Origin of the sequence: Shewanella saliphila (assembly GCF_014648295.1) — a bacterium.
Lineage (GTDB): Bacteria > Pseudomonadota > Gammaproteobacteria > Enterobacterales > Shewanellaceae > Shewanella > Shewanella saliphila.
On sequence record NZ_BMQV01000015.1, the window covers coordinates 10801 to 31419 of the forward strand.

Annotated in this window: 17 protein-coding genes; 1 reads left to right on the plus strand and 16 read right to left on the minus strand. The window is 44.8% G+C overall.

What is annotated here, in order from left to right:
- Genes murG through mraZ form a run of 10 tightly spaced genes read right to left on the minus strand, consistent with a single transcriptional unit; the run spans window position 1 to window position 11092 of the window.
- Window positions 1-1104: an undecaprenyldiphospho-muramoylpentapeptide beta-N-acetylglucosaminyltransferase gene (murG, locus tag IEY48_RS09040; RefSeq protein WP_188919464.1), complete on the minus strand. Its 1104-nt coding sequence runs from the start codon at window positions 1102-1104 to the stop codon at window positions 1-3.
- Window positions 1104-2315, minus strand: coding sequence for a cell division protein FtsW (ftsW, locus tag IEY48_RS09045; protein ID WP_188919466.1), 1212 nt, complete (start codon window positions 2313-2315; stop codon window positions 1104-1106). The genes murG and ftsW overlap by 1 nt, the downstream gene beginning before the upstream one ends.
- Window positions 2305-3627: a UDP-N-acetylmuramoyl-L-alanine--D-glutamate ligase gene (gene murD, locus IEY48_RS09050; protein ID WP_188919468.1), complete on the minus strand. Its 1323-nt coding sequence runs from the start codon at window positions 3625-3627 to the stop codon at window positions 2305-2307. Before murD ends, ftsW begins: the two co-directional genes overlap by 11 nt.
- A gap of 21 nt (window positions 3628-3648) precedes the next feature.
- A complete protein-coding gene (mraY, locus tag IEY48_RS09055; RefSeq protein WP_188919471.1) occupies window positions 3649-4731 on the minus strand; it encodes a phospho-N-acetylmuramoyl-pentapeptide-transferase in 1083 nt (360 codons plus the stop codon).
- On the minus strand, window positions 4732-6105 hold the full coding sequence (locus tag IEY48_RS09060) for a UDP-N-acetylmuramoyl-tripeptide--D-alanyl-D-alanine ligase (protein ID WP_188919473.1): 1374 nt from the start codon (window positions 6103-6105) through the stop codon (window positions 4732-4734).
- Window positions 6102-7595, minus strand: a complete 1494-nt coding sequence (gene murE / locus IEY48_RS09065) for a UDP-N-acetylmuramoyl-L-alanyl-D-glutamate--2,6-diaminopimelate ligase (RefSeq protein WP_188919475.1) — start codon at window positions 7593-7595, stop codon at window positions 6102-6104. The genes IEY48_RS09060 and murE overlap by 4 nt, the downstream gene beginning before the upstream one ends.
- On the minus strand, window positions 7579-9327 hold the full coding sequence (locus IEY48_RS09070; RefSeq protein WP_188919477.1) for a penicillin-binding transpeptidase domain-containing protein: 1749 nt from the start codon (window positions 9325-9327) through the stop codon (window positions 7579-7581). The genes murE and IEY48_RS09070 overlap by 17 nt, the downstream gene beginning before the upstream one ends.
- A gap of 11 nt (window positions 9328-9338) precedes the next feature.
- Window positions 9339-9653 (minus strand): cell division protein FtsL, encoded by a 315-nt coding sequence (ftsL, locus tag IEY48_RS09075; RefSeq protein ID WP_188919479.1) that lies wholly within the window; start codon window positions 9651-9653, stop codon window positions 9339-9341.
- Between the two features lie 14 nt (window positions 9654-9667).
- On the minus strand, window positions 9668-10609 hold the full coding sequence (gene rsmH, locus IEY48_RS09080; protein ID WP_188919481.1) for a 16S rRNA (cytosine(1402)-N(4))-methyltransferase RsmH: 942 nt from the start codon (window positions 10607-10609) through the stop codon (window positions 9668-9670).
- A 24-nt stretch (window positions 10610-10633) separates the two neighbouring features.
- Entirely contained in the window at window positions 10634-11092 is a 459-nt protein-coding gene (gene mraZ, locus IEY48_RS09085; protein WP_188919483.1) for a division/cell wall cluster transcriptional repressor MraZ, read from the minus strand.
- A gap of 775 nt (window positions 11093-11867) precedes the next feature.
- On the opposite strand from mraZ, the gene IEY48_RS09090 reads away from it, so the two are divergent.
- Window positions 11868-12188, plus strand: a complete 321-nt coding sequence (locus IEY48_RS09090; RefSeq protein WP_188919485.1) for a hypothetical protein — start codon at window positions 11868-11870, stop codon at window positions 12186-12188.
- 14 nt (window positions 12189-12202) lie between these two features.
- Here IEY48_RS09090 and glpK read toward each other — a convergent pair whose 3' ends face one another.
- The 6 genes from glpK to leuA all read right to left on the minus strand — a co-directional run bounded on the left by glpK (window position 12203) and on the right by leuA (window position 20452).
- Entirely contained in the window at window positions 12203-13699 is a 1497-nt protein-coding gene (glpK, locus tag IEY48_RS09095; protein WP_188919487.1) for a glycerol kinase GlpK, read from the minus strand.
- 222 nt (window positions 13700-13921) lie between these two features.
- A complete protein-coding gene (locus IEY48_RS09100) occupies window positions 13922-15274 on the minus strand; it encodes an outer membrane protein transport protein (protein ID WP_188919489.1) in 1353 nt (450 codons plus the stop codon).
- Between the two features lie 481 nt (window positions 15275-15755).
- The gene (leuD, locus tag IEY48_RS09105) at window positions 15756-16361 is read right to left on the minus strand and encodes a 3-isopropylmalate dehydratase small subunit (RefSeq protein WP_188919491.1); all 606 of its coding nucleotides are present in this window, start codon (window positions 16359-16361) and stop codon (window positions 15756-15758) included.
- Window positions 16362-16380: 19 nt separating this feature from the next.
- Window positions 16381-17793, minus strand: a complete 1413-nt coding sequence (leuC, locus tag IEY48_RS09110; protein WP_188919494.1) for a 3-isopropylmalate dehydratase large subunit — start codon at window positions 17791-17793, stop codon at window positions 16381-16383.
- Entirely contained in the window at window positions 17793-18887 is a 1095-nt protein-coding gene (gene leuB / locus IEY48_RS09115) for a 3-isopropylmalate dehydrogenase (RefSeq protein WP_188919496.1), read from the minus strand. Before leuB ends, leuC begins: the two co-directional genes overlap by 1 nt.
- Window positions 18884-20452 carry a 2-isopropylmalate synthase gene (gene leuA, locus IEY48_RS09120; RefSeq protein WP_188919499.1) on the minus strand — a complete coding sequence of 523 codons (1569 nt, stop codon included), beginning with the start codon at window positions 20450-20452 and terminating at the stop codon, window positions 18884-18886. The genes leuB and leuA overlap by 4 nt, the downstream gene beginning before the upstream one ends.
- Window positions 20453-20619: the final 167 nt, after the last annotated feature.

The following is a 20619-nucleotide window of genomic DNA, read 5'->3' on the forward strand; positions in this document are numbered from 1 at the left end:
TCAACCCTTTGTTGCTACTAAGGCGCATATATCTGCTACTCGTTGAGTGGCATCTAACACTGCAACGCCTCTGGCTTTACGGCCCATTTGGGCTAGTTCTTGTCTATTTTCAGCAAACAACTGTAATTTCGCTGCGAGGTTGTCTGCATTTAAAATCGTTTGTGGCAATAAAAAGCCTGCGCCAGCGTCAACCAATACCGACGCATTGACGGTTTGATGGTCATCGACAGCATGCGGGTATGGCACCAAAATACTCGGAAGCCCAACCGCTGCGAGTTCAGATACGGTTAATGCGCCTGAACGGCAAACTACCACATCAGTCCAACGGTAAGCCGCTTCCATATCATCAATAAATTCAGCCACATTCACTGTGTCTAACTGCCCTAACTGCTGATAACTGGCTTTTACGGCGGCGTGATTGTTTTTACCCACCTGATGCCACACAGTAATCGAATGATGCTTACTTAAATGTGCCACAACGGCTGGCATCACATCATTAAGCACTTTGGCACCTAAACTGCCACCTACCACTAATATTCTTAACGCATCGACCTGGGCTGTTTTGGTTTGCTCACCTAATGCGATAAGCTCTTGGCGAATAGGGTTTCCCACCACTTCTACATTAGCGAGATCACTGCCAAAGGTATTAGGAAATGCGCACAACACCTTTTTGGCGATTTTAGACAACAATTTGTTGGTCATTCCTGGAATAGCATTTTGCTCATGCAATACCACTGGCACCCCAGATAACTTACCCGCTACACCGCCAGGGCCGCTGGCAAAGCCGCCCATGCCTAAAATGACATTCGGCTTAAAATCATTAATCACCGCTTTGGCTTGAATAATCGAACGTATAATCTTAAATGGCGCCGCTAATTTACGGATTAACCCATTACCGCGAACGCCTTTAATGTCGATAAACTCAATATCAAAGCCATGTTGAGGCACTAAACGCGCTTCCATACGATCGGCAGTTCCCAACCAACGTACCTGCCAGCCTTTTTCTGCTAAATGTTTTGCCACAGCCAAAGCAGGAAACACATGCCCGCCAGTGCCGCCAGCCATCACCAAAATACGTGGAGAACGACTTACATTGCTATTCATTAACTTGTTCTCCCTTGAACAGCTTGCACTAAACTCAGCCGGCGCTCGTAATCAATTCTCACTAGTAGCATGACCGCAGCGGTCATGACCCATAAACTACTGCCACCATAACTAATAAACGGTAAAGTCAGTCCCTTTGTTGGCAGCATACCAATACTGGCACCGACGTTAACCACAGTTTGGAAACACACCCAAATACCCACGCCGTACGCCACATAGCTTTCAAATGGGCGCTGCATCTTTAAACACAAATTGCCTAGCCTAATTGCACGTAGAGCGACAAAAAACAGCGCAAGTAACACCATAATGATGCCAACAAACCCCAGTTCTTCACCAATAACCGCAAAAATAAAGTCGGTATGCGCTTCTGGCAAATAAGCTAACTTCTGAATACTGTTGCCTAAACCTTGGCCAAACCAATCACCACGGCCATACGCCATTAACGATTGAGTTAGCTGATAACCGCTACCAAATGGGTCTTCCCATGGGTCCATAAACGAGGTGACTCGTCGCATACGGTAAGGCTCAAACAATACCAGCAGCACAAAAGTCACTACGCCAAGTAGAATCAGTGCCATAAAGTCGATAATTCTAGCGCCAGCCAAAAACAATAAACTTACCGTACACACAAACAACACCACCACGGTACCTAAGTCAGGCTGCAATAAAATCAGTAATGCAAACAAACCGTATACACAAATGGGTTTAATAAAGCCCTTACGGTTTTCGCGTAGCTCACCATGGCGCCGAACCAAATAGCCTGCCATGTACACAATAAATATAAATTTGGCCATTTCAGCTACTTGGATACGTATCGGGCCAACTGACAACCAACGTTTTGCCCCATTAACAGAGGTACCAATAAACAACACTGCAATCAGTAAAACCAGTACCCCGAGCATTAGCATGCCGCTGTTTTTTTCCCAGTAACTGACATCAAACTTCAGCACCACAAACGCTATCGCGATACAGCCAATCAAATAAAATATATGGCGATACATAAAATGAAACGGATCGCCGGTTAACTTGGTGGCCTCTGGCATTGACGCCGACATCACCATCACAAACCCAAAACACATCAACCCAACGATGGCGACTAAAAAACTACGATCATACAGCTGCATTCCTGGGGCACTGTCATCAGACAACAATGACGGTAACGCCCACTTTATGCCTTGCCTAAACAAGCTAAGCTGCACGTTACTCGCCATCAGCTAACGACTCCACACATTGCTTAAAGTCATCGCCACGAGCCATAAAGTTTTTATACATGTCTAAACTGGCGCAAGCAGGCGACAACAATACAATGTCTCCTGACGATGCAAGCTCGGCCGCTTTTGCCACTGCTTCGGCCATGCTGCTAACCGTTAAAGAGCCCTCTTTTAACTTGGCAATTTTAGGACCATCACGACCCAGGGTTATCAGCTGAGTGATATTCTCAAGTGGCGCTGCAAGCGGACTAAAATCACTGCCTTTACCATCACCGCCGGCAATTAAATACAAATCACCAAGGTGTGAACTTAACCCCTCAAGCGCGGCAACCGTTGCGCCGACATTGGTCGCTTTAGAGTCATTGATATAAGACACGCCTTGCTTCACACCAACAAGCTCACAACGATGGCTTAAACCTACAAAATGGGTGGCCACATCAACCATCGATTCTTTATCTACGCCACAGGCATAGGCTAACGCCATTGCCGCAAGTAAGTTAGCGTGGTTATGGCTACCAATGAGCGTGACATCATTTAAATTAACGATTTCACTATCACCGTGGAAAATTTTTCCATCACTTAAGCCCCATGCATCACCTTCTGGTACGCCAAGGCAAAAGTGATTTTGGTTCATCGGTTCCAGCGGATAGGTGAGCTCGTCATCAAGGTTGTACATCACAAAACGGCTTTGTGGATACAAGCGTAATTTAGCTTCACGGTACGAATTTAAGTCACTGTAGCGATCCATATGGTCTTCACTAATGTTTAGACAGGTCGCCGCAATACAATTTAACGAGTGCGTGGTTTCAAGTTGAAAACTCGATAGCTCAAGAACAAAAAATTCAGTGCCTTGGCTTAATAAGTCCAGTGCAGGCGTACCAATATTGCCGCCAATGGCCACCGACATACCGGCTTTTTGCAGCATCTCGTACACTAGGGTTGTAACAGTAGATTTACCATTAGAGCCGGTAATACCTACAACACAAGGTTTGCGGTCAGCAATTTCACGGGCAAATAATTCTACGTCGCCAATGACCTCAATCCCCATATCGAGTGCTGCGCGCACTTCTGGTGTATCAACTGGCACACCTGGGCTGATAATAATTTGGCTCGCTTGCACTAAATAACGACAATCAAACCCACCGGCAATTAATTCAACATCAGCAAACTCTTGGGCCAGCGTTTCTGCTCCTGGAGGATTACGACGGCTGTCCATGACCAAAGGTTTAATGCCTTTAGTTGCTAAAAAACGCACGACTGAAAGCCCTGTAGCCCCCAACCCTAAAACGATGTGCGTGTAACGAGTTTGCATAATATCTACCTTAATAATTGCTTAGCGTAGTTTTAGAGTCGCAAGACCTAATAACACTAAAAACAATGAGATAATCCAAAACCGAACAATAACGCGCGGCTCTGGCCATCCTTTTAACTCATAATGATGGTGAATAGGGGCCATGCGGAAAATACGTTGCCCACGTAGTTTGTATGAACCGACCTGTAAGATCACTGACACAGTCTCCATTACAAATACGCCGCCCATAATCACTAACAAAATTTCTTGGCGAACTAAAATAGCAATAACGCCTAATGCAGCACCTAATGCCAATGAGCCTACATCGCCCATAAACACTTGTGCAGGGTATGTGTTAAACCATAGAAAGCCTAAACCAGCACCGACCATAGCAGTACACACAATCACCAGCTCACCAGCTAACGGTAAATGTGGCAGGTGCAAGTAACTGGCAAATTGCGCATGCCCGGATAAATAAGCAATTAATGCAAACGCGGCAGCCACCATCACGGTCGGCATAATAGCCAAACCATCTAAACCATCAGTTAAATTTACTGCATTACTGGCACCGACAATGGTGAAGTAAGCCAGTAAAATAAACATAAAGCCAAGTTGTGGCATAACATCTTTAAAGAATGGCACCACAAGCTGCGTTTCTCCGCCCATAGTCGACGAGCTGTATAAAAACACGGCCACGACGATTGCTGCGATGGATTGCAACGCATATTTCCAACGTGCTATGAGTCCTTTAGAATCTTTTTTAACGACTTTACGGTAATCATCAATAAAGCCAATCGCGCCAAAACTGCCTAAAACAAACAACGTCACCAATACATAACGATTAGACAAATCACCCCACAGCAGCACACTAATAAAAATACCTGCCAGGATTAAAATACCGCCCATTGTCGGCGTGCCACGTTTACTAAAATGCGACTCAGGGCCGTCATCACGCACAACTTGACCAATCTGGAGCATTTGCAGACGCTTAATTAAAATTGGGCCCCACCACAAACTAAACACTAATGCAGTCAACAAGCCCAAAATAGCCCGGAACGTTACATACGAAAAAACGTTAAACCCGCTATAAAACTGGGTTAAATACTCGGCTAGATAAACCAGCATCTACACTAACTCCCCACGCCCAAAGGCATTCAATAAACTGTCGACAACCCGCTCCATAGCAGCGCTGCGAGAACCTTTAACTAAAATAGTCACATTGCCTTCAACATCTTTAAGGTGTTGTTGTAATGCGACAATCAATTTGTCTTGTGCTGAAAAATGCTTACTACCAAATGCCTCGCTGGTATGGGCCGAGAGTTGGCCGCAACAAAATAAACTGTCTATTGCTGCATTTTTCGCCTGCAATCCAACGCTGGCGTGCAAAGGGGCAGCATTGTCGCCTAATTCGCCCAAATCTCCCAGCACTAAACAACGATAACCATCACGTTGTTGCAACCAATTGATTGCCGCACTGACAGAAGTGGGATTTGCGTTATAACTGTCGTCAATTAACAGCATGCGCCCGAGCTTATGCGGTTGCATACGCCCTTTAACGGGTTGCAGTAATGCAACCCCTTGTGCGATAACATTCAGCGGGACATTTAGCGCAATACACATAGATGCGGCCGCTAATGCATTGCTCACCTGATGTAAGCCAGCAAGCGGTAACTGCACCTCTGCGTGTTGGTTGTTGTAGGTTAAAGTAAAGCGACAACAGCCATTCTCATCAGCTTCAATCGCATTCGCTTTCACTTCCGCATTGATGTCTGCTTGGCGAGAAAAACGTAATTGCTTGTGCCCTTTAGAGCGTTGCAACATAAACTCAGCATATTGATCATCTGCGTTAATAATTGCAGTGCCATCTTTGGCTAAATGATTAAAAATTTCTGATTTTGCTTGTGCAACGCCATCTAATGAGCCAAAGCCTTCAAGATGAGCACTACCAATATTGTTCACTAATGCCACTTGCGGTTGCACTAATGATGAGGTGTAATCGATTTCACCGCTGTGGTTGGCACCGAGCTCAAACACGCCGTATTCATCACCTTGAGTTAAGCGCAACAGCGTTAAAGGCACACCAATTTCATTATTAAAATTACCGGCGGTAAATAACACTTGGTGATACTGCGATAAAATCGTCGCCACCATTTCTTTCACGCTGGTTTTGCCGTTTGACCCCGTCAAAGCGACACTAATGGGCTTAACATGTTGACGCACAAGCGCGCCAATGTTGCCCATGGCTTTTTGCGTGTCTGCAACCACAATTTGCGCGACATCAAAAGGTAAAACATGATCGACAAGCAAGGCTACCGCACCATTATCAACCGCCGTTTTGGCAAAATCATGGCCATCGAAACGCTCACCTTTTAACGCAACAAATAAACACTTTGTGTCTATCTTACGGCTATCGGTACTTACCGCCGAGATAGCTTGAGCGTTACCGTGCAATTGACCTTGTAAGTGCTCAGCAAGTTGAGCAAGCGATAAACTAATCATACTGCGCCCTTAGACAAAGCGAGTGCTAAAGCGCGTTCATCATAATCGATGCGTTTGCCTGCAACTTCTTGATAGGTTTCATGCCCTTTACCTGCAAGCAATACAATGTCATCTGCTTGTGCTAATGCTGCTACACGGGTAATAGCTTCAATACGGTCAACATGTGTTAGCACATTATTAGGTTGGCTGATGCCTTGTAAAATATCATCGATAATGGTTTGAGGGTCTTCGCTGCGCGCATTGTCGCTAGTGATCATCACCTTGTCTGCAAATGCCTCTGCGGCTTGTGCCATTAATGGGCGCTTACCTTTGTCACGATCACCGCCGCAACCAAATACACACCATAAGGTGCCTTGGCAGTGTACGCGCAATGCTTTAAGTGCTTGCTCAATGGCATCTGGCGTATGTGCATAATCAACCACCAGAGTGGCTTTATTAGCAGCAGAAAAACGCTCCATTCTACCCGCTACTGGCACCAAATTTGGCATCACCGCGAGCATCGCGGTCATCGACAAGCCTTGCAAATACAAAGCTGCAATGGCTGCGACTACATTTGATAAATTAAACGCGCCCAATAAGGGTGATTCAATATTGGCCGATAAGCTGCTTTGGCCATTTAGTGCTGGGTAATGCAACACAGCACTCACGCCTGAATCATGGTATTGAACATCGATACAATAAAAATCGGCTCTGGTATCGCCTTGAGTACTGAACGATTTAATCTGACGATTAGCGAGCTCAGCAAACCACTTAGCACCTGTGGCATCATCGATGTTAATGACACCGTGTTTTAAGCTAGGAAAATGAAATAAGCGTTTCTTTGCTGCCGCATAGGCATCCATATCACCATGATAATCAAGGTGATCGCGGCTTAAATTGGTAAATATTGCCGTTTCGAAGGGAGCGGCCTCTACACGACCTTGTACTAGACCATGGCTCGATACTTCCATGGCACACACTTCTACCCCTTGTGCATTAAACTCGGCTAATTGCTTCATTACGGTAATGGCATCAGCCGTTGTATTACCACTGTCGACCAATTGCCCCCATACACCATTTCCTAATGTGCCCATAACGGCAGCTTGGTGTCCGAGCAAATGCACAATTTGTGCAATGATTTGGCTAACTGAGGTTTTACCGTTAGTGCCCGTAACACCAATTAATGCCAGCGAATGGGTATGAGTTGCATAAAACTGTGCTGCTACGGCAGATAACTGTCGGCCTAGTTGGAAAAAATACACCACGGGCACTGAGTATTGTTGTGCATCAACAACACCATGTTGTTCAGGATTATCAGTATGAATTAATATTGCAGCGGCGCCTGCATCAATGGCTTGCGCAATATACTGGCGACCATCCACTTTATGACCCGGTAGCGCGACAAATAAACTGCCCTTGCTAACACTGCGGCTATCAAGGGTTAAATCGTTTATCGACTCTGCCCCTGCGTAATGAAACCAGGGTGCTAGAAGATCATTTAATAACATCATGCTGCGCTCCTTGCGCAGTGGCTAAATGGATAGCCTCTCGCTCTGAAATTGGCTCAACATTCAGCATTTGCAATGCCCCAGACATAATTTTGGCAAATGCAGGACCTGCAACATCGCCACCGTAATATTTGTCGCCTTTAGGTTCGTTAATCACCACAGAAATCGCTAAGCGAGGGTTATGAACGGGCGCAACACCGGCAAATAATCCAACATAATCATCACCATAACCACCCGCTACCGCCTTACGGCTAGTACCGGTTTTACCCGCTACGGGATAACCGTCAATATGAGCCTTTCTGGCTGTGCCGCCGGTTTCAGTGACGCCGACTAACATTTCCATCACGTCATGAGCCACTTGAGGTGAAATAACTTGTTCACCTTTAGGGGCTTGTCTCAGTTTTAAAATCGACACCGGGTATAACATGCCACCGCTGCCGAGTGTGGCGTACATTCGCGCAATTTGCAGTGGTGTTGCGGTAAAGCCATAACCAAATGATAAGGTGGCACGTTCAAAGTCAGACCAGCGGTTGCGGTCATGAATTAACCCCGCGCTTTCGCCAGTTAAATTAATGCCCGAATAGTTCCCTAACCCCATTGACTGATAGGTACCCAACAATTGCTGAACTGGCATAGATAACGCCAATTTACTGATGCCTACGTTACTTGATTTTACGAGAATTTTTGCCAGCGACATGTCGCCATAATTATTAGAGTCGCGCACCTGACGACCACCAATTCGCATCCAACCGGGCGAGGTTTGAATTAATTCATTGGATTTCACCGTACCCGCTTCTAAAGCTGCAGCAACCACAAACGGTTTTACAGTAGAGCCGGGTTCAAAAGTGTCGGTTAATGCGCGATTACGCATGCGGTGAGTTTGAAGGTTATCGCGAGAGTTTGGATTATAAGATGGCGTATTGGCCATCGCTAAAACCTCACCCGTGTTAACGTCAATTACTACAACTGAGCCTGATGTCGCTTGATACATTTCAGTGGCTCGTTTGAGCTCACGGTACGCTAACTGTTGAATACGTTGGTCGATACTTAATACCAGATCATTTGAGCTTTCGCCCTCTTGCACCATATCTAAACGCTCAACAACACTACCGTCGCGCGACTTTCGTACTTTTTGTTTTGAGGGTGTGCCAGTAAGCCAAGTGTTGTAGGTATTTTCAATGCCCTCAATACCTACGTCATCAATATTAGTAATACCAATAAGTTGAGCTGCAATTTCACCGGTGGGATAGTAACGACGAGATTCTGATTTAAGATAAATGCCGCCAATTTTAAGCTGCTCAATATAATCCGCTACGGCTGGAGTCACTTGACGCTTTAAATACACAAAACGCTTTTTGGGGTTGCCTTTTACTTTACGAACCAGCTTATCGACTGGCTCTTGTAAAACATCAGCAAGCGCTTGCCAACGACGCATATCTTTAAACGCATCTTGATCAAATGCATGTTTAGGGTCGGCCCAGACAGCACGAACCGGCACACTGACCGCTAACATGTCACCGTTACGATCGGTAATTAAACCACGCTGCACCTGATTACTGGTGGTACGTAAGGTGCGCATATCGCTTTCGTGGCGTAGTTTGTCAGGCTCAATAATTTGAATATAGGCGGCGCGAGCAATCAGGCTGCAAAATAACAACAAAACGAAGCCAACCACAACGTATAAACGCCATGGTATCAGTTCGTGATTCAGTTTTCGTTTTGCTTGTCTCGCCATAGTCCCTATGCTCACTGAACTCGAATAATGACTTCCTCTTTAGGAAGTGGTCGAGCCATATTAAGTTCTTTTGTTGCCATTCGCGTCACACGACTGTGTTCAGACTGCGATTGTTCTTCTAATAATAAGTTGCGCCATTCAATGTCTAGTCTGTCTTGCTCTTGCAGTAATTGATCCCATTGAGAGGTCAACTGCCGTGTTACATGGCTGGTGTAAACCACCACAATGCCATTGGCGACCACGATCAAACCCAGCAACACAATCCATTTATGATGCCAAAGGTCGAGCAACACAATCCGAGGTAAACTTAATGGTGATTGGCTCACATTATCCTCGGTCTTTAATAATCTAAGCGCTCAGCAACTCGTAACACCGAGCTGCGGGCACGTGGATTTTGTTCTAATTCTGCTTCCGAAGGCTTCATTGCTTTGCCAACAGCTTTTAACTTGCGTGATTTATTGATCTCAGCTTCTGTGATGGGCAACCCATGCGGGACACTTTCACCTTGGCTATGGCGACGAATAAAACGCTTCACCATGCGATCTTCTAATGAATGAAAGCTGATAACTGACAAACGTCCTTGTGGCGCGAGTACCGTTAACGCGCCTTCAAGTGCTTGATCAATTTGCTCTAGTTCGCTATTGATATAAATTCGAATAGCCTGAAATACCCGAGTCGCAGGATGTTTATTACGCTCTTTGTTTTTAGTAATACGCGCAATTAAATCGGCTAAATCTTTGGTGCGTAAAAATGGTGTTTTTTCACGATCGGCTGCAATACAACGGGCAATATGTCGTGAATTTTTTTCTTCGCCATAGGTTTTAAACACCCATGCCATGTCTTCTATTTCTGCACGGGCAATCCACTGTGCTGCTGTTTGACCTTGGCTATTGTCCATGCGCATGTCTAACGGGCCATCGCGTAAAAAGCTAAAGCCACGCTCGGCATCGTCTAACTGTGGTGACGACACCCCTAAATCAAGTAACACACCGTTAATTTTGCCAGTAAGCCCGAGCTCTTCAACGTACTGCGCTAACTGACCAAAACCACCGTGCACAATTTGAAAACGTGAGTCGTCGGCAAACTGTTTAGCGGCTTCAATCGCTTGTGGATCGCGATCAATGGCAATCAAACGGCCATTAGCACCTAAATGACTTAATACATGACGAGAATGTCCACCACGACCAAATGTGCCATCAATATAGATGCCATCACTTTGGATATTGAGACCCTCTACAGTCTCATTCAGTAATACAGATAAATGGGCAAACTCTTGGCTCATTGGTTTTATTAACCTTATTGGTCGCTACAGTGAAAAATGTGCCAGACGTTCATTGCTGGCTAAATCTTGGCTATGGATAAGCTCATTGCCATCATCCATTTGTTGCTGCCAAGCTGACTCTTCCCACAGTTCAAATTTATTCAGTAAGCCCACCAGCATGGTTTTCTTTTCTAAGCTGGCAAAACTTCGTAAAGCCGGTGGGACCACAATGCGCCCGTGGCTGTCTAGTTCACAGTCTTGTGCGTGACCCAGTAATTTTCGTTTAAAGGAGCGTTCAAGTGGATCGGTATCAGAGAGTAATCTCAGCTTTGCTTCAATCTGCTCCCACTCGTGCAATGGGTAAATCAACAAACAGGCGGCATTAATGTCAACGGTAATAATCACTGTACCGGCATGCTCCACACGCAACGCGTCACGGTATCTCGCAGGAATTGCGATCCGTCCTTTAGCGTCCATGTTAATAGCACTGGCACCTCGAAACACTTTATTACACCCTTTTTGTTAGCATTTGATCCACAATGATCCACTTTTTCCCACAAATGCTAAGTTTAGGGACTCAAGGCAAGTGTTGTCAAGGGATGGACAGATATATTAAATCCAGACGCCAAGCGGGTTAGCAGCAAATTGATCTCAAGCAGGAGGAATGACAAAGCCGTCTGTAAAAAACAGCTAAAAATCAGGGTAAATGAGTTAAACCAGAGACATAACGCTCATTTTATCAACGAAAATAACCGAGGTTCTTTTGATTAAAGTGTGTTAATTATCTAAATACTCCACCTTTAGATTGAATTATTAGCCTGTTAGTAAGGGACTTCTCCAGATTAAAACTCACAAATTATCGATCTTGATCGACAAAAGTGGTTAAAAAAATATTCTCATATGGTTGATATCAAGTACTTACAGGGTATCAATTTTATGCTTGGTAACAATACCACCCCTCTAAAATGCCTATGGTATTAACGTCGAAAAACGATATTAGCCCAGCTACAGTAACAATTTCCTGACAGCACCATATCTGTCCCTCTCAACGTCAAGGGCAGGCATTTTATCAATTCAGCTTGTAATCACAGTTAATTATTCTTAATGCCGATAATAGCGCCTGTTGATCTTTCAAAGCTGTTTTACTGTGAATGGCTCATCATGACTCACATCAATAAGACCAAGATGAATTATGATTAAATTTTAACCGCAAGGTGCCGATAACAAGTATAATTAGTGGTATATACCTAATCTTTTTATCTGCACAGGAGGGCGCGACATGAGTATTGATAGCATTTATGCCATGCTCGCTAGGCCTGTGCGTGCCGTCAGTGAGCATCGTCGAATTGTTGAGCAGGTAAATAGGACTAGTGCGATAAGTGCTGACAGTCATGAAGCACCACAATCACAGTTACCGCCACATATTACCCACAAACCTGTCATCCACAAAAAAACATTAGTACGTAAAGAACGTCGTTCAAAATTACGCACTATAGATGACAAGAAAAACACCGGCAGTCGCTTAAGAAGAATGGCTACTGACGAGCGCTTCTCCACTCGTGGAGAAACCGCCAGTCAGCATATTGATATTGAGGTATAGTGAAAGGGTAATGATTATTGCGGGTTACTGTTAGGACTAACTTGCAATACTGCTTGCTTCCAGCCAGCGTAAATCTCAGCTCTGTGGTTATGATCCATCGTGGAAATAAATTCACGCTCCGTCGATAACATCGATTTTAACTCATCAGTAGATCCCCACACACCAACGGCTAAACCCGCTAAAAATGCCGCTCCCATACCAGTGGTTTCTGTCATTGAAGGACGAATGACTTTCGCCCCTGTAATATCGGCTTGAAACTGCATTAAAAAGTCATTTGACACCGCGCCACCGTCGACTCGAATTTCGGTTAATGGCACATCCGAATCTTTACTCATCGCATCAAGTACGTCGCGAGATTGGTAAGCAATCGCCTCAAGAGCAGCACGAATAATATGATTTCGGTTAGCACCACGAGTCAGACCAATAATCGCTCCACGAGCATCTGCATCCCAATATGGCGCACCTAATCCAACAAAAGCGGGGACTAAATACACGCCGTTAGTATCATCCACTTTTTCGGCAAAGTATTGCGTGTCACACGCATCTGTAATTAAGCCTAATTCGTCTCGCAGCCACTGAATTACCGCACCGCCCATAAAGACCGAACCTTCTAGTGCGTAATTGACTTTAGCATCTGCACCGATGGCCACTGTGGTTAATAATCCATGGGTCGACTCTACTGCTTTGTCGCCCGTATTCATCAATAAGAAGCACCCTGTACCATATGTATTTTTAGCCATACCGGGTTCAATACAGAGTTGACCGAATAACGCCGATTGTTGATCCCCTGCCATACCAGCAACTGGCACATGGTTACCAGCAAGTTCGGTATAACCGTATATGGCGCACGACGGTTTAACCTCTGGCAGCATGGTGAGGGGAATATCAAATAACTCCAGCAGTTCTTTGTCCCACTCTTGAGTGTGAATATTGAATAACATCGTGCGGGATGCATTGGTTGGTTCGGTGACGTGCACTTCGCCCTGGGTAAGCTTCCACACTAACCAGCTGTCTACAGTGCCAAATAACAAATCACCCGCTTCGGCGAGCTCACGCGCACCTTCAACATTGTCTAAAATCCATTTAATTTTAGATGCTGAAAAATACGGATCTAATACCAGCCCCGTTTTTTGACGTACCATATATTCAGCGCCTTGCGCTTTTAGTCGCTGGCAAATACCCTGGCTACGACGGCATTGCCACACAATCGCATTGTATACTGGCTTACCTGTGTGTTTATTCCAAACAATAGTGGTTTCGCGTTGATTGGTAATGCCAATAGCTGCAACATCTTGACGGCCAATACCAGCTCGAGTGAGCACCTCGACTAACACTGAACTTTGCGATGACCAAATCTCCATTGGGTCATGTTCAACCCAGCCCGCTTGAGGATAATGTTGCGTAAACTCTCGCTGTGCAACGGCAACAATATTGACCTGGTGATCAAACACAATTGCACGAGAACTGGTTGTGCCTTGGTCTAACGCGACAATATATTTTTTAGCAACCATCTGATTTCCTATATCATTTTTTGATGATTATTTTTGTACGGTTTTCTACTTAACTGACCCAGTATGGCATGCTACATCGACATATAAACTAGATGTAATCGTCTGAGTTTAACAAAAATGACAATTGCTTTGCCTAATTAGACTGATTCAACGGCCAATAATAACAAAGCCCCACAAAATGCGGGGCTTATTTAAAAATCCTTGGTTCAAACACCAAGCAGATTACATTTTATAGCTAACCTGTAAACCTGTTAACCATATATGGCCTGTCGCTTCACCACTATACCCAACGGAAGCTAAACCCAATAGATCCTGAGTTTCAGTGATTGGTGCATCACCGTGCATGCGGATATAAGTCACAGCAAGGTCAACATTCAAATTTTTAGTGACTTGATAGCCGGTACCCATGCTAAACCATAAACGGTCAGAGTCAGGAATCGTAGTTGTACGGTGTTCATCGTCTACTGCAGTTTTATCAAGTGCGACACCGGCACGTAATGTCCACTGATCATTCACAGTGTATGTGCTACCAATCGAATAGCGCCAGTTGTCTTTAAAGTTCTCTTCTTTGACAACATCTGACTCAAGATCGCCAGTTGGTTTTACATCACCAGGAAAGTATGCCACAAGCTGATCAAACACGCTCCATTCAGTCCAGTTTACGCTACCGTGCATTGCCCAGTTATCGGTCAATTGATGATAAGAAGCCAGTTCAGCAAAAGCGGGGATTTCAATCGGTAAGTAACCATCAATTTCAATATCTTGGCCACCGTCATAACTCACACCTGCAGCGCTACCATCAAGCTCTAACTCCACACCACTGTGATAAGCTAATCCGATACGGTGATGCTTATTAATCTGCCAACTTGCACCCGCTTTCCAGCCGTAACTAATGTCATCACCTTCCATTGATTTTAACTCAGTACCAGCTGCAGGTAACTGCTCTGCAATGCTTTCAGGTACGTTCGGGTTGGCTTTAACCGCATCAATCCAAGATGGTGTTGTCGCGCTAATTTCACCTTCACCATAGACAATACGCAGGCCCGCTCCCACAGTAAATTCATCGTCGATACGATAAGCAATGTTTGGATTAAACTCCACTGTGGTGATAGAGGTGTGATTACCAAAAATAGCCGCGGCGCTGGTTGAATCTATCTCAGTCGCTAAACCATAGTTTGAGTTAACCGCAAGACCCCAGGTCCATTGATCGTTTAATTGATTAGAGTAATAAAAGTTCGGTATCAGAGCATCGTCTGCTACATCAATCGCGTTAGCGTCAATGACAATAGCATCTGATCCCAGTAATGAAGATTCAATGCTAACGTCGCCCAGTACATCAATATCAGGCATAACATAAACCCCACCTGCAGAAAGCTGACGGCCTTCGAGGTAAGATAGCATTGCTGGGTTACGCGCTTGAGTTGAGGCGTTATCTGCTATGGCGGCTTCACCCGCAAATGCACGACCTAAACCGGTAGCTGAAGATTCGGCAAGTTGAAAACCTGCTGCGTTGACTTGAGTTGTTGCCCCAAAGACAATGGCACTAATGGCCAATGTTAACACTGTTTTTTTCATTATCATTCTCTGTGCTGTAGATTCATCCCGCTTAAATCGGCTTCAATAGAGCAAAAGTTCGACTTAAATGAGCGCATAAGTGTACTGATCCAAAATGGCTTTGCAACTAGGTGAAGGGACAAGTGAGGCATTGAAATGTGCAGATTGAAACTGTGATCCAGTGCAACATTTGTCATTTACGAGATCGATTTGAGCTGAAAAAAAATATAAGTGTGCGCTCAATCAAGCAACAAATTGACTAACATCTTACTTTCAACATAAAAAACATTACCTTACACGCAACAAGATGAAACACGAGTGAGCTTTGATGTAACAACTAACTTTAGCATTGTCGATTTAAAATCAATCATTTAGCAATTTCGTTACATTAATTAATTTACAAATAAAAATAAAAAAACCTCTTTTTGTTAGCAAAAAGAGGTTTTATACACCATCAATCCAACAGCGATTGAGTCATTAATCACTCAATATTCACAAATGATTATGCATACCATTGCGGTATTTGAGCTTCATAATCACTAATGTCTTGTTCAAATGACAAGGTTAAGCCAATCGCATCAAGTCCATTTAACAATTTATGCCTTGCTGACTCAGCCAAACTAAAGCTAAACACTTCACCAGAAGGTGACATTACCGTTAAAGCTTGTAAGTCGACGGTAATTTGCGCGCCTTCAGTGGCCGCGACTTCATCCATCAATTGTTGCACTTGCTCTGCAGGCAATTTAACGGGTAATAAACCATTATTGATCGAGTTGCCATAAAAAATATCAGCAAATGTCGGCGCAATAATCACTCTTAAACCAAAGTCAGCTAACGCCCACGGCGCATGTTCTCGCGATGAACCACAACCAAAGTTTTCTTGGGCTAATAAAATCGACGCCCCTTTATAGCGCGGCTTATTTAACGCAAATTCAGGGTTAGGCTGATCGCCGGCATCATCTAAATAACGCCAGTCATGAAATAAATGCACTCCAAAGCCGTCACGGGTTACTTTAGATAAAAACTGTTTAGGAATAATCTGATCGGTGTCAATATTGGTACTGTCGATGGCTACCGCTAAACCGGTATGGGCAGTAAATGCTTGCATGTGTCTCTCCTATCTCGGTTTAGTATGGTTGACGAATATCGACGAAATGACCGGCAATGGCAGCGGCTGCAGCCATGGCAGGGCTCACTAAATGTGTGCGGCTACCACGACCTTGACGACCTTCAAAGTTACGATTACTAGTTGATGCGCAACGATCGCCTGCTTCTAAACGATCATCGTTCATCGCCAAGCACATTGAGCATCCAGGTAAGCGCCATTCAAAGCCCGCTTCGATAAAGATTTTATCTAAGCCTTCCGCTTCTGCCTGAATTTTTACCTGGCCAGAACCCGGTACCACAATCGCCACAACACCATCAGCCACCTTACGGTTTTTGGCATGCACAGCAGCAGAGCGTAAATCTTCAATACGAGAATTGGTGCAAGACCCAATAAACACCTTATTAATGCTGATATCAGTCATTTTGGTACCAGGCGTTAAACCAATGTAATCTAATGCTTTAATCATACTAGATTGGTTAATCAAATTAGATTCTTGTTCAGGGTTAGGTACCACACCGTCAATCGCCACAACTTGACCAGGGTTGGTCCCCCAAGTTAACTGCGGAGCAATGTCTTTAGCATCTAATACCACTTCAGCATCAAATACGGCATCGGCATCGGTTTTAAGCTGTGACCACGCTGCAACAGCTTGTTCCCATACGGCATCTTTTGGCGCAAATTCACGGCCTTTTAGGTAATCAAAGGTGGTTTGATCTGGAGCAACCATACCGGCTTTGGCACCCATTTCGATGGCCATATTACATAAGGTCATGCGACCTTCCATGCTTAATGCTTCAATGGCTTGACCACAAAACTCAACCACATAACCTGTACCACCATCCATACCAAGCTTGCCGATAATGGCAAGTACGATATCTTTCGCGGTAACGCCATCTGTCACTTGACCGCGCACTTCAATCTTCATGGTTTTAGCTTTAAGTTGACGCAGTGTTTGGGTGGCAAGCACGTGCTCAACTTCTGATGTACCAATACCAAATGCCAATGCACCAAATGCGCCGTGAGTCGCAGTATGCGAGTCGCCACATACAATTACAGCACCTGGAAGGGTAATACCTAACTCAGGCCCCATAACATGGACAATACCCTGGTTTGGGTGGTGAATGTCGTATAAGCGTACGCCAAAGTCTTTACAGTTTTGCGCTAGGGTTTCAACTTGCGTACGCGCCATTGGGCTTAACGCATCTAAGCTCGCACTGCGCGTTGAGGTGTTATGATCCATGGTGGCAAAGGTTTTTTGTGGTGCACGTAATTGACGTCCAGCCACTTTTAAGCCACTAAATGCTTGAGGCGATGTCACTTCATGCACTAAATGACGGTCAACATAGACTATTGGTGCTTCACCTTCTGGGCTCGCTACAATATGCGCATCCCACACTTTTTCGTATAGGGTTTTACCTGTTACCTGGGCCATTACACACCTTCCTGAATTGCTTGAGCAATAAAATCACCCATTTGTGCTGTCGACTTAGCGTCGCTACGCTTATCTGCCGCTAATAACTCACCGGTTAAATAACCACTTGATAACGCTTTAGTGACTGCGCGCTCGATGGCGCTGGCAGCTTCTTCTTGCTTTAAGCTATGACGTAACATTAATGCCGCTGATAAAATTTGTGCTACAGGGTTAGCAATACCTTGGCCGGCAATATCTGGCGCGCTGCCGCCTGCGGGCTCAAACAAACCAAAGCCTGTGCTGTTCATACTGGCTGACGATAACAAGCCCATTGAGCCGGTTAACATAGCGATTTCATCTGACAAAATATCGCCAAATAAATTTGAACATAACATCACGTCAAACTCGTCAGGACGACGCAGCAACTGCATAGTCGCGTTATCAATATAAATGTGCTCTAAGGTGACATCTGGAAAATCTTTAGCAACCTCCTCAACCACTTGACGCCATAATACTGAGCAGGCTAACACGTTGGCTTTGTCTACCGAGGTGACTTTATTTTTACGGCCACGTGCGGCTTCAAATGCAATGCGAGCAATACGGCTGATCTCACGGCGACTATAGCGCATGGTATCAAATGCTTCTTCGCTATCACCTTCACCTTGACGCCCTTTTGGCTTACCAAAGTAAATACCACCGGTTAACTCACGCACACACAACACATCAAACCCACGGGCTGAAATGTCACTGCGCAATGGCGACATATGTTCTAACCCATCGTGCAATTTGGCTGGGCGTAAATTACAAAATAATTCAAAGTGGCCACGTAATGGCAATAATGCACCACGTTCAGGCTGGTCATTAGGCGGTAAGTGTTCCCATTTAGGGCCGCCAACACTACCAAATAAAATGGCATCGGCTGCTTCACAGCCTTTTAAGGTAGAGTCAGGTAATGGACAACCATGGTTATCAATGGCAATACCGCCAACATCATATTCGCTGTAGCTAATGTCTAGCCCAAAGCGTGTTTCTACTGCGCTGAGCACTTTACGTGCTTCTGCCATCACTTCAGGACCAATACCATCACCCGACAAAACTGCTATTTGATAACTCATACGCCGCCTAACTCCCTTTCTTTATGGATCTGTTGTTTAAAATCAGCCACTTTATCTGCGCGGTACACTAGGTTCATCACATGCACGAGTGCTTGGGCTGATGCTTCTACAACGTCTGTGGCTAAACCGACGCCGTGGAACATTTGTTCATTATATTTTGCGGTAATATCAACCTGACCTAGCGCATTTTGGCCTTCGCCTTTAGCACCCAGTTTGTAGTTAGTAATATTAATTTGACGTTGAGTAGCACGCGCAATGGCGTTATAAGCCGCATCAACAGGACCATTGCCCGTTGCCGCTTCAGTAAAGTCTTTGCCATCAACCGCAATGCGCACTGTCGCCGTCGCTACGCCTTCGGTAGAGTCTGAATGCACCATCAAATGTTGTAATTTATATTGGTCATCATCTTGAGCTTGTGACTCCATATACACTAAGGCTTCAAGGTCATAGTCAAACACCTGGCCTTTTTTGTCTGCAAGAGTTAAAAATTGCTCATACAAGCTGTCCATATCGTAATCACCAAGCTGATAACCCATTTCTTCCATACGATGTTTGATTACATGGCGACCAGAACGAGAAGTCATGTTTAGGTTATTACGGTTTAGGCCAATGCTTTCTGGTGTCATAATCTCGTAAGTGTTTTTGGCTTTTAGCATGCCGTCCTGGTGGATACCTGACGAATGCGAAAATGCATTTGTGCCAACAATCGCTTTGTTTGCTTGAATTGGCATATTACAAAGCTGACTCACTAACGACGATGTACGGTGAATTTCTTTTGCGTTGATGCCAGTGTCTAAATCTAACAACCCTTTGCGCGTTGCTAAAATCATTGCGATTTCTTCTAATGAACAGTTACCCGCACGCTCGCCAATGCCATTAATGGTACATTCTATTTGGCGTGCGCCCATTTCGACTGCAGCAATCGAGTTAGCCACAGACAAGCCTAAGTCATCATGACAATGCACTGAAATCACAGCTTGGTCGATATTAGGCACGCGGTTGAAAAGCGTTTGAATAATGCCACCAAACTCACTTGGTACTGTGTAACCGACAGTATCAGGGATATTAATGGTGCGAGCACCGGCTTTAATTGCTGCTTCAACCATTCGGCACAAATTATCAATTGGCGTACGGCCAGCATCTTCACATGAAAACTCAACATCGTCAGTAAAGCGTCTGGCGTATTTTACCGCGCCAACGGCCATGTCTAACACATCGTCAAACGTGCGCTTTAGCTTACTTTCAACATGAATGGTTGATGTTGAAATAAAGGTATGAATACGAAACTGTTCAGCCACAGACAAAGCTTGCGCGGCGGCATCAATGTCTTTTTCTAATGCGCGAGACAAGGCACACACACGGCTGTTTTTAATGGTTTTTGCAATGGTCTGCACCGAATGGAAATCACCAGGAGATGACACAGGGAAACCCACTTCCATCACATCAACACCCAAACGCTCTAGAGCCAACGCAATTTGTAGCTTCTCTTTTACGGTTAAACTGGCTGCTAATGCTTGCTCACCATCACGTAAGGTAGTATCAAAAATTATGACTCTGTTGGACATCGAATTTCTCCATCGACCATCTTGTATGTATTTCACCTAACTGCAAACATCACAACTGGCTCGTTTCAAAAGGGCTAAAAACAAAAAACCCCGCGACTATTAGCGCGGGGTTTGTGTATGCTTATTGACTTATTTTGCATGTAACACAAAGGACTCCGCGCAGCTTA

What these genes read in the sequence shown, in the direction of transcription:
- IEY48_RS09090 (WP_188919485.1), top strand. Translation starts at nt 11,868, where the DNA reads ATGAGTATTGATAGCATTTATGCCATGCTCGCTAGGCCTGTGCGTGCC.
- mraY (WP_188919471.1), bottom strand. Translation starts at nt 4,731, where the DNA reads ATGCTGGTTTATCTAGCCGAGTATTTAACCCAGTTTTATAGCGGGTTT.
- IEY48_RS09070 (WP_188919477.1), bottom strand. Translation starts at nt 9,327, where the DNA reads ATGGCGAGACAAGCAAAACGAAAACTGAATCACGAACTGATACCATGG.
- glpK (WP_188919487.1), bottom strand. Translation starts at nt 13,699, where the DNA reads ATGGTTGCTAAAAAATATATTGTCGCGTTAGACCAAGGCACAACCAGT.
- rsmH (WP_188919481.1), bottom strand. Translation starts at nt 10,609, where the DNA reads ATGAGCCAAGAGTTTGCCCATTTATCTGTATTACTGAATGAGACTGTA.
- leuC (WP_188919494.1), bottom strand. Translation starts at nt 17,793, where the DNA reads ATGGCCCAGGTAACAGGTAAAACCCTATACGAAAAAGTGTGGGATGCG.
- leuA (WP_188919499.1), bottom strand. Translation starts at nt 20,452, where the DNA reads ATGTCCAACAGAGTCATAATTTTTGATACTACCTTACGTGATGGTGAG.
- murD (WP_188919468.1), bottom strand. Translation starts at nt 3,627, where the DNA reads ATGCAAACTCGTTACACGCACATCGTTTTAGGGTTGGGGGCTACAGGG.
- ftsW (WP_188919466.1), bottom strand. Translation starts at nt 2,315, where the DNA reads ATGGCGAGTAACGTGCAGCTTAGCTTGTTTAGGCAAGGCATAAAGTGG.
- leuD (WP_188919491.1), bottom strand. Translation starts at nt 16,361, where the DNA reads ATGCAAGCATTTACTGCCCATACCGGTTTAGCGGTAGCCATCGACAGT.
- murG (WP_188919464.1), bottom strand. Translation starts at nt 1,104, where the DNA reads ATGAATAGCAATGTAAGTCGTTCTCCACGTATTTTGGTGATGGCTGGC.
- murE (WP_188919475.1), bottom strand. Translation starts at nt 7,595, where the DNA reads ATGATGTTATTAAATGATCTTCTAGCACCCTGGTTTCATTACGCAGGG.
- IEY48_RS09060 (WP_188919473.1), bottom strand. Translation starts at nt 6,105, where the DNA reads ATGATTAGTTTATCGCTTGCTCAACTTGCTGAGCACTTACAAGGTCAA.
- leuB (WP_188919496.1), bottom strand. Translation starts at nt 18,887, where the DNA reads ATGAGTTATCAAATAGCAGTTTTGTCGGGTGATGGTATTGGTCCTGAA.
- IEY48_RS09100 (WP_188919489.1), bottom strand. Translation starts at nt 15,274, where the DNA reads ATGAAAAAAACAGTGTTAACATTGGCCATTAGTGCCATTGTCTTTGGG.